The sequence below is a fragment of the Hoeflea sp. genome, assembly GCF_039975035.1.
In the GTDB taxonomy this organism is placed as follows: domain Bacteria; phylum Pseudomonadota; class Alphaproteobacteria; order Rhizobiales; family Rhizobiaceae; genus Hoeflea.
In genome coordinates, this window is record NZ_JBDWHW010000018.1 from 1 (window position 1) to 12,024 (window position 12,024).

Genomic DNA, 12,024 nt, shown 5'->3' on the forward strand with positions numbered 1-12,024 from the left:
GGCGATGCAACCGCGCCCGGCCCAGATCTTCGGGTGCGAGGTGCGGCGGTCAGCCGCGGCGCGGATGCGGCCTTTTTCGAGTTCGACCTGTATGCCCGCCAGCGGACCGGCGTCCGGTGTCTGGCCGATGGCCTTGAACACCTGATCGGCTTCGAGCGTCACCAGTTGGCCGGTGCCTGCAAGCTTGCCCGAAGCATCCAGTTCGGTCTTCTCCAGCGTGATCGCATATACCTGATCATCGGCCACAAGCAGGCTGTTGGGCGCCAGCCAGTGGCGAATCACGACGCCATGGGTCTGGGCCAGTTCCTGTTCATACAGCGAGGCATTCATGTGTTCCTGGCCGCGCCTGTAGGCGATGGTGACTTCTTCCGCGCCCAGCAGCTTTGACTGGATTGCCGCGTCGATGGCGGTCATGCCGCCACCGATGACGACGATGCGCCGGCCGATTTCAAGGGCGGAAACATCATCGGTCTGTCGCAGCACGGCGATGAAATCGACAGCATCGATAACGCCCTTGGCGTCCTCGCCTTCGAGGCCAAGCGCATTGACGCCCGGCAGTCCGAGCCCGAGGAACACTGCATCGAAATCCCGGGTCAACTGATCCAGCGTCACGTCGCGGCCAAGCGCCTTGCCGTTCTCGATGGAGATGCCGTCGATCTGGAGGATGAATTCGACTTCGTCCTGGGCAAAATCATTGGTCGTCTTGTAGGACGCGATGCCGTATTCGTTGAGCCCGCCGGCCTTCTCGCGCGCCTCGTAAACGGTGACATCATGGCCATGAGTGGCCAACCGGTGGGCGCAGGACAGACCTGCGGGGCCGGCGCCGATGACAGCGACTTTCTTGCCCGTGGCCGCAGCGCGGGTGAACGGGTGCGCCTGTTCACGCTCCATGAAGGTGTCGGTGGCGTGGCGCTGCAACAGGCCGATCTTGACCGGTTTGCCTTCCGCAGTCTCACGCACACAAACCTCTTCGCACAGGGTTTCGGTCGGACAGACCCGGGCGCACATGCCGCCCATGATGTTTTCGGCGAAGATCGTCTTGGCCGAGCCAACCGGATTGCCGGCCTGGATCTGGCGGATGAACATCGGAATGTCGATCGAGGTCGGACATGCCGTCATGCAGGGTGCGTCGTAGCAAAAGTAACACCTGTCAGCCTCGACCAAAGCTTCGTGCGGCGTCAGTGGCGGATGGATGTCGGTAAAATTATCGGCGTAGTCGGCGCTCGATAGACGTTTCGCCTTTACGTCTGTCGTCTCGGACAAAGTCATCTGGACCCCCTCGTTGCGAGAACCTCTTTTGCGGTCTGTTCCGGCGCAACTCCTCAGTGACGCCGTTGCCGCTATGGCAGAAGAATGAAACGGTTTTATCAAAAGGTCAAATTTTTTATCGAATGATCAAAATTCAGGCCGGCGGCCGCTGATTGCACTTCGCTGCTGGGCGGGTATGAATAGCTCAAACATCCGGAGAATTGCCGTGACCGCTTACCCGATTGCAGATTATGACGACGCTTATGCCAATGGTGCGTATATTGCCGGGGCGGCTGACTATCCGCCGCGATGGGAGGCGATGGCGCAGACATTCCGGGACCGCCTGACGGCGGCGGGGAGGGCGCGGATCGATCTGAGTTACGGACCTGCGCCGCGCAACCTGTTGGATCTGTTCCTGCCTGAGGGTGAAAGCAAGGGCCTGGCGGTGTTCGTCCATGGCGGCTACTGGAAGGCGTTTGACAAGTCTTTCTGGTCGCATCTGGCGGCGGGGCCACTGGCGCACGGATTCGCGGTGGCGATGCCGAGCTACACGCTGTGCCCGGATATCCGGATTGCCGTTATTGCCGGTGAAATCGCCGATGCGGTGGGTTTCGCTGCAGGTGAAATCGCCGGGCCGATCCGCTTGACCGGCCATTCGGCCGGTGGACAACTGGTCACCAGGATGATCAGCGGCAACTCTGTTCTGCCCGAGCCGGTTCTGGCCCGCATAGCGGGTGTCACCTCGATTTCCGGGGTGCACGATCTGCGCCCGTTGCTGAAAACACAGATGAACGGCGCGCTGAACCTGGATGCCGCAGAAGCGCAGACTGAAAGCCCGGTGCTGTTGAGCCCGCTCGCACCCATTCCGGTGACGGCCTGGGTCGGCGCCCGGGAACGGCCGGAATTTGTCCGCCAGAACAGAGCGCTGTACGAGATGTGGCGTGGATTTGAGACCCCGGTGCACATGCAGGAAGAGGCGGGCAAGCATCATTTTGATGTGATTGACGGCTTGTCCGATCCCGCGCATCCTTTGTGCCGCGCATTCCTCGGCCACGATCCTGCAGTCTGACCCAGCGGATGGGTTTGCATCCGGGGGCGAGCGGTTCGCGAATTGGTTAAGCATTTGTTCACGGCGGGCGGATAGTTTGTCCCGAACAGCTTCTGCATCGCGGCCATCAGGGCCATTTGTTCCCGATCTCGCAATCCGGATATAGCCATGTCGCTTCCAAAGGCCATGATCGGCCTGCTTGCTTTGCTGGCGTCAAACGCCATTCACACTGACGTTTCAGCCGCAGAAATGCTGCCTGATCCGGCGTTCACGCAATCCGCGCTTGTCGGCGATTGGTGGGCGACGTCGAATATCAAGTTTGATTACAACCCCGGTGGGCTTTGCGGCGTGGTGGACAGCGGCACCGCCCAGCCGTGGGACGCCATTGTCGGCATCAATGGCCTGAGCATCGTCAAGGGGGAGCAGTACCGCCTGTCGATCATCACCTCTGGCAATCCTGATGGCCCGATGCGCGCCCTTGTGCAAAAGGCCAGCGAACCGTGGACACCGGAAGGCGAGATCAGCCGCCGGTTGTCGCCCGGAAAACAGGTCTTGAGTGAAGATTTCGCCGCCGGTGAAAGTCACCCGAAAGCGCAACTGGTGTTCCAGCTTGGCGGATCGGACAAGGCCTGGCGTTTTTGTCTGCATTCGGCGTCCTTGCTGACCGGTCAAAAGGCGGCGCCGGTTGCCGCGGACAACGCGGTGTCGGCGCTCCGCGTCAACCAGACCGCCTATTTTCCGGATGGACCCAAGCGGGCGACTTTGGTGCACAAGGGTGGGTCACGGGTAGGCTGGAAGCTTGTTTCATCGTCCGGCAAGACGGTGGCTTCTGGCAAGACCAAGACCCACGGGCGCGACAAATCCTCCGGACTCGAGGTGCAGACGATCGATTTCAGCAATTACCGCAAGACCGGCAACGGCTACCGGCTGATTGCCGGCGGGGAGACCAGCCCGCCGTTCTCGATCTCGAGTGACGCCTATGCAGCATTGCGCACCGATGCGCTGTCCTATTTCTACAAGGTCCGCAGCGGTATCGAGATCAAGGACTCGCTTGCCGGCAAGGGCTACGGGCGTCCGGCCGGGCATATAGGCAAAGCGCCCAACCGGGGCGACACATCGGTCGGTTGCGTCGATGCCAGAACCGCACGCAAGGTCTATGGCAAGGCCTGGAGTTGCGACTACAAGCTCAACGTCGCCGGTGGCTGGTATGATGCCGGCGATTTCGGCAAATATGTGGTCAATGGCGGTATTGCCACGGCGCAATTGCTCGGTGTCTACGAACGGGCGCTCAATTTCAGCGGCAGTGCGTCGCCGGCGCTGACCGACCGTCTGGTGCGCATTCCCGAAGCAGGGAATGGCGTTGCCGATATTCTCGATGAAGCACGCTGGGAGCTCGATTTCCTGATTTCGATGACTGTGCCAGAAGGTCAACCCTATGCCGGCATGGCGCATCACAAGGTGCATGGCAAAGGCTGGCCATCGGGACCGCTTCTGCCGCATCGCGACCGTGAGGTGCGTGTTCTGCACCGGCCTTCGACCGCGGCGACACTCAATCTGGCCGCGGCTGCGGCGCAAGGCGCACGGCTGTTCGCGCGAACCAACAAAGCCTATGCGGAATGGCTTCTGGCAGCGGCCACGCGCGCCTACCATGCTGCGGAAGCAAACCCCGAACTCTATGCGCCTTTCACCGATGGCAGCTTCGGCGGCGGTGATTATCAGGATGATGATGTTTCGGACGAATTCTACTGGGCGGCGAGCGAACTTTATCTGAGTACCGGTGACCCGACCTGGCTCAAGCGCGCCAAGGCTTCACCGCATTGGTCCGGTCCGGTTTTCTATCCCGACGGATTCAACTGGCGCGCGGTCGCAGGGCTTGCCCGCATACAGCTCGCCTCGGTGCCGTCCAATCTGTCCAAACGCGATCTCAAGCAGATCCGCTCCTCGGTCAAGGACGCCGCCGATGCCTATCTGCAAGTGCAGAAGAAGGAAGCTTTCGGCTTCATGTACGCGCCAAAGAACGGGTTTGGCTGGGGCTCGAACCAGTCCCTGATCCAGAACATGATTGTCGTCGCCACAGCCTATGACATTACCGGCGACCGGCGCTATCTGCAGGCGGTGCGCGAAAGCATGGACTATATCCTGGGGCGCAATGCGTTGGGAATCTCCTATGTGACCGGTTACGGCACCACCTATTCCCGGAACCAGTATTCCTACATGTTCGCCGCCTCGGCCGATGCCTCCTATCCGCCGCCGCCAAAGGGGGCGCTGGCGGGAGGACCCAACAGCGGGCTGGCCGACGACTACGCCATCAAGAAGCTCAAGGGCTGCGCGCCGCAGACCTGTTATGTCGATGATTCCAGGTCCTATTCGACCAACGAGATCGCGATCAACTGGAACGCGCCTCTGACCTGGATCGCCTCGTTTCTGGCTGATGCGCAATAGCCGGCCAAAGCGGTCTGACGCGCACGGCAACCCGCTATTAACGCTGGGGCGCTAGGGTTTGGGACTACATTTCGCCGGGATCACAGACCCATGACCAAGATCGCCCTCATCGGCACAGGTTTCGTCGCCGACTATTACATGACGACACTGGCCAATTATCCCGAACTCACGCTTGCCGGCGTCTGGGATCATGACACCGCGCGGCTGTCCCGGTTTTGCGGCTTTCACGATGTCCGGGCCTATGGTTCGCTGGCCGAATGTCTCGGGGACCAGGAGATCGCGATTATCGTCAATCTGACGGTCCCGGAAAGCCATTATGAGCTCAATTGCGCGGCCCTGAATGCAGGCAAGCATGTCTATTGCGAAAAACCTCTGGGAATGACTTTCGAGGAGGCGCGCGAGGTCGTTGACCTGGCCGCAAGCAAAGGTCTGACGGTGTGCGGTGCGCCTGCCAACGGCTTGTCGGATGCGCAGGAACTCACGGCAAGCCTGATCACCGCAGGTCGGATCGGAACACCGCGGCTCGCCTATGCCGAGATGGAAGATGGTCCAGTGTTCAAGGACAACTGGACGGAGTGGCGCTCCCGGTCTGGGGCGAAGTGGCCCGGAGTGCACGAGTTCGAAGTGGGCTGCACGCTGGAACACGCGGGTTATGCCCTGTCCTGGCTGGTGTCGCTGTTCGGCGTGGTTGAAAAGGGACAGGCGTTTTCAGCGCTGACCTTTCCCGACAAGGGGCCAGGCACATCGGGTCTTTCGCTGGCGTCTGATTTCTCCGTGGGCTGTTTGTCTTTCCGTTCTGGCGTGACCGCGCGGCTGACCTGCGGACTGGCGGCGCCGCGGGACCGGTCGCTCACGATAATCGGTGATGACGGAACAATCGTGGTGCGGGATTTGTGGGATGATCGCTCGCCGGTGCATCTGAGCCGGTTCGATGGCAAACGGCCGCTGCTGCAGCGTCTGGCCGGGCGATTCGAGCGGCAACGCCGCCAGGTGCTGCCGCTCAGGTTGACCCATGGCAGGCCGGTTGCCTATGCGGCGCCTGCCAGGACGCGCAAACTTTCGGGGTTTCCGTCGCAGATCGATTTCGGGCGCGGCATCGCGGTGATGGCGCGGGCGATTGCGGCGGGTGAACCCCCGTTCTTCTCCGGCGAACGGGCGTTGCATCTGACCGAACTGGCGCTGGCTCTGAATGAAGGCGCCGGGAGTTTTACGCCACGCTCGGATTTTTGATAGTTACGATTTCCAGTCACCCGCCGGCGGAGATGACAGCACTTGATCGACGATACGCAACGTGGCGACGGTGTCATCAAGTTGGTTGTCCGGTTCTTCGCTCAAGCCGTTCCGGATGGCATTGGAGGCAGCCTCGATCTCGAACTGAAGCCCTGAACCCTCGAACCGGAAGTCATGCCATGCGGTTCCTGGAAGCGGTATTCGCCGAAACAGCTTTCGGCGGATTCGCCCGGCAAGCATGTCGCCGGACTGGGCCAGATCGGCGAGGCGGGATGAGGAATAGACACCATATCCGTCGGCCTTGATGAACAGGGGGCCCAGCACCAGAACGCCGTTGTCGCCCTTTATGATCATCCGGTTCGATCCGGCGCGATCAAAGCCGCAACTCATCTCGGCCTGAATGCGGCCAAACTGCATGCGCAGCGATGCCGACATGTCGACACCCGACGGTGCTGCTCTCCAGAATCCTTCCACCTGGTCGGGTTCTCCCAAGAAAAAGCGCGCCAGCGAGACCGGATAAACGCCGAGGTCATGCAGCGAGCCGCCGCCTTGCGACGGGTCGAACAAGCGGTTTGTCGGGCTGTAAGCGTGCTGCCATGCGATTTCCGCGTCCAGCCTGCGAATGTTGCCAATCACGCCGTTGCGAAGGGCGGTGCGCGCAGCCTTGATCGCAGGCAGGTAGCGGCTCCACATCGCCTCCATGACAAAGATGCCTGTACGTCGCGCTGCGGACCGGATTTCCAGCGCTTCATCAAGGCGCGTGGTCAGTGGTTTTTCAACCATCACCGGCATGCCCGCGGCGATGCATTCCAGCGTCTGGGTATGGTGGACCATGTTCGGGGTGGCGATGTAGACAGCGTCGATGGATTGCGATCCGATCATCTCGTTCAGAGAGCCATAGGCCGCGACATCGGAATACGGACTGGCGAAATCCCGTGCCTTCGCGGCATCGCGCGAGCACACCGCGGCGACCGCCGCATTTTCGGCATACTGAATGTCGCTTGCGAATTGCCGGGCGATTGCTCCGGTTCCGGCCACACCCCATCGGATTGTCTTCAACTTGTTCATGGGGCGTTGATACCGCACTACCGGTAAAGGCCGGGTTAGCTTGACCCGGGCTTACCAGGGCAGGGCGTTAGCCTCGTAGTCGAAGAACCCGCCACTTTGGGAGGAACCGAGCCGGTCGAGCACGGACAGGAGCAGGGCAGCGGTTTCCTGCGGCGCACGAACCGTCAGCCCGCTCTTGGCAAAGCCTGACGAAAGCCCGGTGTCGACAGTGCCCGGATGCAGCGCCACGCACAGCGCCTCTGGCTTCTTGCGCGACAATCCTATTGCCGCGGTATGGACGAGTTGATTGAGCGCTGCCTTGGAGGCGCGATAGCTGTACCAGCCGCCGAGAGCATTGTCGCCGATTGAGCCGACCTTTGCCGACAATGTGGCGAAGACCGATTTGCCCTGTTTTGGAAGCAACGGCAGGAAATGTTTCATCAGCAATGCCGGACCGATGGCGTTGACCGCGAAGGCATGCGCCATATGGGCGGGAGTGACGGCTGCGAGCGTTTTTTCCGGTTGGAAGCCGGACCCATGCAGAAAGCCGGTGGCGTCAAACACCAGTCTGAGATCGAGTCCGGTCTGCCTGACGGCGCCGGCCGCGCGAATGATGGTTTGCTCATCGATGAGATCGATGTCCGGTTCCGAGGCGCGTGAAAACCCGGTGACCCCGGCAAAAACGCCGCTTGCCGTCAGCGTCTCCATGAGCGCTTCGCCGATGCCTCCGGACGCGCCGATGACAACGGCCAGACCGCCGCTGCTGATGCTGTTCATGTTGAAATCCCGGTTGTCGAGGTAGTCTTGCCTGGTGCTGTCATCTGGTGTGACCGGATATCACCGTCATGTAATCGGCCATGAATATTCCCGGATCGGTGTCGACCATCACCAAATGGTCGGGCCTGCCATCAAAACAGCGGGCGCGGCTCCGGGTTCCGCCTGGCTGGAACAGTGTCTGGCCGATGGCGGGGCCTTCCGTGAGAACAGCGAGCGCGCCTTTCTGCAGTCTGAAGGCACCGGGAACGGTCAACCAGGACAAGGCCATGACATCATGGGGGACGCAGCCGCTTATGCCGAGGTGAGAGCGGTAGAATCCGGCATAAAATTCCGCCATTGCGGCAAGCGGGCCGCCGAATGCCGGAGATTGCCTTGCCAGTGCCTGCATGTAATCCGGAGTGAATACAACGGGCATGGTGCAATCGAGCGGCGCCAGAACCAGTGGCCAATGAGCACCAAGCACCTGGTCGGCGGCATGTGGATCGTTCCAGAAATTGGCTTCCGCCATGGGTGTGACGTTGCCTTGGCGGTGCACCGCGCCGCCCATGACGATGACGGCCTTGAGGCGGGAGACAATTCCGGAGTCGCGTTCAAGCAAACGCGCCAGATTGGTCACCGGCCCTACCGCGCACAGGATGATTTCTCCGGGATGGCGCTTGCTGGCCTCGATGATGTAGTCGACCGCGCCCAGTGCGTGCTTGCTTCGACGGGACGGGGGGATGTCGATCCCGCCCAGGCCGTTGCGGCCATGCACAAGATAGCTGGGTTCGTGGCCAGGTATCGCGATGGGTGTGAATTCACCTTCGGCGACGTCGGCGTCCGACCCCCAGTGGTCCAGCAGGGCCAGCGCGTTGCGGGTTGCCTCGCCGGTGCGCACGTTGCCGAAGATGGTTGTCAGGGCGAGCAGGTCGATGCCGGGATGGGCGATGGCATAGGCGATTGCCATTGCGTCGTCGATGCCCGGATCGGTATCGAGTATGATCTTTTGCTTCATTCGCTGTCCCTTGATTGGCGCAACTCAATGCCACGACCGGGAGAGGGCCGCAAGCAGGCATGCCGTCCGCGCAAGGCCGGAGCAAGTTTACTTTTGCACTCTCGCCCGCGACCGGCGGCATGGCAGGGAGTTTTCCTGCTGTCGCTTGACGGGCGTTGTCTCCGCCGGATGACGCCCGTCTGCCATCCCGCTGCATTGCGAAGAAGAAAGCTCGCGGATGCAAGGCGTTGCCACTTGAAGGTGATGTCCGGTTTGCCGGCTTTTTCTATGTTTGAACTGGTCACGGAGCGGAATGGACGGCTCCTTGCCAAGCTCATGCAAAAGCGTGCTGGAGTTACTTGCACCCCTAGATTTAACCAATGTAAATCCACGGAATTCCACTTAACAGGCTTAACCGCGAATTAAAGTTTGAATTCTAAGTATTGTTTCCCAAAAGGAGACAATTATGGGTATTTTTAAAACCATTCTCGCAGCCGGAGCCGCATCGGTGATGATCTCGCCGGTTCTCGCTGAACCCGCCATGCCGGATATTCATGCTTTGATCACAGCCTCGGCGGTGAAAGATATGCGACAGTGGCTTGAAACCGATATTGTCCGCATATCGGTTGATGCGCAAAACAACCGTCTTCAGAAGTTGACCCAGGGCGAGATTGATGCCCTGGACAAGCAGTGGGTCGCCGAACGCGAAACCGCCGACAAACCGTTGATTGCAGCGACCTTGTCCAATCCGCTTTCGGTTTACCTCGCCCGTTTGCAGGGGCGGTCGCTCGGCCTTTATGCCGAAATTTTCGTGATGGATCAGAATGGTCTCAATGTCGGCCAGAGCTCGATTACCAGCGATTTCTGGCAGGGCGATGAAGCCAAATTCCAGAAAACCTTCAACGTTTCCGGTGACGCCCTCTTCATTGACGAGCCTGAATGGGACGATGCGGCCAGGATCTGGCGCGGGCAGGTGAGCTTCACCTTGACCGACACCGACAAGGGAACGCCGATTGGCGCAGTGACAATGGAAGTCAATCTCACGGAGCTGCAGCGTCGTTCGTCGCCCGGAGCATGAACCAGTGAAACTGAAGTGCATCGTTGCAGACCTTACTGTCTGATCTGCGACTTTCGAGATACAACAGGATATTTATCATGCTCAAGAATATTTCCGTCAGCGCCAAGGGCTTTGCGGCATTCGCGATCCTCGCGGTTATCGCGATCGGCGCTTCTGGCTTCATCTATACCCGGGCGCTCACGGCAACCGGTCTGGTCGAACACAGCCAGACGATGGGGCAGTTGTTGAACGAAACCGGCGAGCTTTCCGATCAAGTCAATCAGGCCAACCTGGCGCTCAAGAATTTCCTGCTGACCGGCAACCGTGATTTTGTCAAAGCCTACCAGAGCGTCAGCACCGAAATAGAGACGCAGATTGCCCTGCTGGAATCGCTGTTTCAGGAACATGCAGCCGATGAACTGGCGATGTTCGGTGAAGCTACAGCGACGATAGCGCAATGGCGCACCTCGGTTGTCGACAGGCAGGTTCTGCTGATGCGTGACCCGATGACGGTTGAACTGGCGCGGGCCCTGGAGCTGACCGGTGCAGGCGCCAAGCTTCTCGGCGAATTTGATACCAAGCTCGCTGTTGTTACCGGAGCCGTGCAACAACAGGTCGAGACTGCATCCGGCGACGCACAATCGGCGCTGACTGCGGTTGAGTATATCAGTCTGGCTGCCTCCATCATTGTGGCGCTCGTTGCCACGCTGATGGGTTTCCTGAATTTCCAGCTCGTTTCCCGTCCGCTGCGCCGGCTGGCCGATATCACCGCAAGGCTTGCCAATGGCGAACTTGATGTGACCATCGACAAGGGTGGCAAGGACGAGATCGGCAAGATGGCGGAATCCATGCAGGTCTTCCGTGAAGCTGCAATTGCCAACAAGCAACTGCAAGCAGAGGCCGAAGACAACCGCAAACAGGCGGAGGTTGATCGCATCGCTGCGCAGGAACGCGCCGAGGTCGACGCAGCCGAACGCCTGAAGGTTGCGACTTCGGGTCTCGCCACCGGTCTGAAGCGGCTTGCCGCCGGCGATCTCTCGGTTCAGCTCGAAGAGGCGTTTGCGCCTGACTTCGAGGCCCTGCGCCACGATTTCAACCACTCGGTCAAGCAGCTTGGCACGACGATGGCGTCGATCACCGACAGTGTGTCGATCATGGAAACCGGAACCCGCGAAATCGCCAACGGCACCGACGATCTGTCAAAGCGCACGGAGCGTCAGGCTGCGGCACTTGAAGAAACCGCTGCCGCCGTCGAGGAAATTACCGCCAATGTGGCGAACTCGACCAAGCGGACGGATGAAGCCCGGGGTGTTGCGTCGCAAGCCAATTCCTCGGCGATCCAGTCCTCCGAGGTTGTCGGGCAAGCTGAAGATGCAATGCGCCGTATCGAGGACAGCTCGAAACAGATCTCCAACATCATCGGTGTGATTGACGAAATTGCCTTCCAGACCAACCTGCTGGCGCTCAATGCCGGCGTCGAGGCGGCGCGGGCCGGTGAAGCCGGCAGAGGCTTTGCGGTGGTGGCGCAGGAAGTGCGCGAACTGGCGCAACGCTCGGCCAACGCCGCCAAGGAGATCAAGGAACTGATCCACAACTCATCAACGGAGGTTTCCAGCGGGGTTGATCTGGTTCGCAGGGCAAGTGAAGCCTTGCGCACGATCGGTGGCTTCATCACCGAGATCAACACGCACATGGATGCGATCGCGATCTCGGCCAAGGAGCAGTCCACCGGTCTTTCCGAGGTCAATCAGGCGGTCAACTCGCTGGATCAGACCACACAGCAGAACGCCGCGATGGTGGAACAGTCCAATGCCGCGTCCTCTGAACTGGCCGCTGAGGCCGGAAAACTGCGCGAACTGATTTCGCAGTTCACGATCAACGGATCCGCCTCGGCGCAATCAGCCGCCTTGCATTCGACCGCGCAGACCATGGCTCGGGCGGTTCAACCCGTGACCCAGCAGCCGGCAGCAAGCCGTGCGCGGCCACACATGAGCAGCCAGGGCAATGCCGCGATCGCACAGGACACCTGGGAAGAGTTCTGACCGCCCAGTCCAGGCACAGGGTTTACTGATGTCAGCCCGCTTCCTTGAGAGGCGGGCTGTTTTCGTTCAATCAGGGATATGTAAATCAGTTATGCGGGAGGGAGGGTTTCCATCCTGCCATCAACGCGGAATTTGTGACAATGGTGCGCCGCGAAATTAT

The 12,024-nt window shown here is 60.3% G+C and carries 9 protein-coding genes; 5 read left to right on the plus strand and 4 right to left on the minus strand.

Annotated features, from left to right (window positions below):
• Positions 1-1,269, minus strand: a 1,269-nt coding sequence (locus tag ABJN75_RS01325) for an NAD(P)-dependent oxidoreductase (protein WP_348436095.1), incomplete at its 3' end; no start/stop codon positions are given.
• A 205-nt stretch (positions 1,270-1,474) separates the two neighbouring features.
• On the opposite strand from ABJN75_RS01325, the gene ABJN75_RS01330 reads away from it, so the two are divergent.
• The 3 genes from ABJN75_RS01330 to ABJN75_RS01340 all read left to right on the plus strand — a co-directional run bounded on the left by ABJN75_RS01330 (position 1,475) and on the right by ABJN75_RS01340 (position 5,968).
• Positions 1,475-2,317 (plus strand): alpha/beta hydrolase, encoded by an 843-nt coding sequence (locus ABJN75_RS01330; protein WP_348436097.1) that lies wholly within the window; start codon positions 1,475-1,477, stop codon positions 2,315-2,317.
• Positions 2,318-2,464: 147 nt separating this feature from the next.
• Positions 2,465-4,738 (plus strand): glycoside hydrolase family 9 protein, encoded by a 2,274-nt coding sequence (locus ABJN75_RS01335; protein WP_348436099.1) that lies wholly within the window; start codon positions 2,465-2,467, stop codon positions 4,736-4,738.
• Between the two features lie 90 nt (positions 4,739-4,828).
• Positions 4,829-5,968, plus strand: a complete 1,140-nt coding sequence (locus tag ABJN75_RS01340) for a Gfo/Idh/MocA family oxidoreductase (RefSeq protein ID WP_348436101.1) — start codon at positions 4,829-4,831, stop codon at positions 5,966-5,968.
• 3 nt (positions 5,969-5,971) lie between these two features.
• On the opposite strand, the gene ABJN75_RS01345 is transcribed toward ABJN75_RS01340, so the two are convergent.
• From ABJN75_RS01345 to ABJN75_RS01355, 3 genes are read right to left on the minus strand one after another with little or no spacing between them, the layout of a single operon-like run.
• Positions 5,972-7,036 (minus strand): Gfo/Idh/MocA family oxidoreductase, encoded by a 1,065-nt coding sequence (locus ABJN75_RS01345; RefSeq protein WP_348436103.1) that lies wholly within the window; start codon positions 7,034-7,036, stop codon positions 5,972-5,974.
• A 51-nt stretch (positions 7,037-7,087) separates the two neighbouring features.
• Positions 7,088-7,792 carry an SDR family NAD(P)-dependent oxidoreductase gene (locus ABJN75_RS01350; protein WP_348436105.1) on the minus strand — a complete coding sequence of 235 codons (705 nt, stop codon included), beginning with the start codon at positions 7,790-7,792 and terminating at the stop codon, positions 7,088-7,090.
• Between the two features lie 40 nt (positions 7,793-7,832).
• Positions 7,833-8,786, minus strand: a complete 954-nt coding sequence (locus ABJN75_RS01355; RefSeq protein WP_348436107.1) for a nucleoside hydrolase — start codon at positions 8,784-8,786, stop codon at positions 7,833-7,835.
• A gap of 445 nt (positions 8,787-9,231) precedes the next feature.
• On the opposite strand from ABJN75_RS01355, the gene ABJN75_RS01360 reads away from it, so the two are divergent.
• Positions 9,232-9,843: a hypothetical protein gene (locus tag ABJN75_RS01360; RefSeq protein WP_348436109.1), complete on the plus strand. Its 612-nt coding sequence runs from the start codon at positions 9,232-9,234 to the stop codon at positions 9,841-9,843.
• Between the two features lie 77 nt (positions 9,844-9,920).
• Entirely contained in the window at positions 9,921-11,864 is a 1,944-nt protein-coding gene (locus ABJN75_RS01365; RefSeq protein WP_348436111.1) for a methyl-accepting chemotaxis protein, read from the plus strand.
• The last annotated feature ends 160 nt before the right edge of the window (positions 11,865-12,024 follow it).

What these genes read in the sequence shown, in the direction of transcription:
- ABJN75_RS01365 (WP_348436111.1), top strand. Translation starts at nt 9,921, where the DNA reads ATGCTCAAGAATATTTCCGTCAGCGCCAAGGGCTTTGCGGCATTCGCG.
- ABJN75_RS01355 (WP_348436107.1), bottom strand. Translation starts at nt 8,786, where the DNA reads ATGAAGCAAAAGATCATACTCGATACCGATCCGGGCATCGACGACGCA.
- ABJN75_RS01335 (WP_348436099.1), top strand. Translation starts at nt 2,465, where the DNA reads ATGTCGCTTCCAAAGGCCATGATCGGCCTGCTTGCTTTGCTGGCGTCA.
- ABJN75_RS01360 (WP_348436109.1), top strand. Translation starts at nt 9,232, where the DNA reads ATGGGTATTTTTAAAACCATTCTCGCAGCCGGAGCCGCATCGGTGATG.
- ABJN75_RS01350 (WP_348436105.1), bottom strand. Translation starts at nt 7,792, where the DNA reads ATGAACAGCATCAGCAGCGGCGGTCTGGCCGTTGTCATCGGCGCGTCC.
- ABJN75_RS01340 (WP_348436101.1), top strand. Translation starts at nt 4,829, where the DNA reads ATGACCAAGATCGCCCTCATCGGCACAGGTTTCGTCGCCGACTATTAC.
- ABJN75_RS01345 (WP_348436103.1), bottom strand. Translation starts at nt 7,036, where the DNA reads ATGAACAAGTTGAAGACAATCCGATGGGGTGTGGCCGGAACCGGAGCA.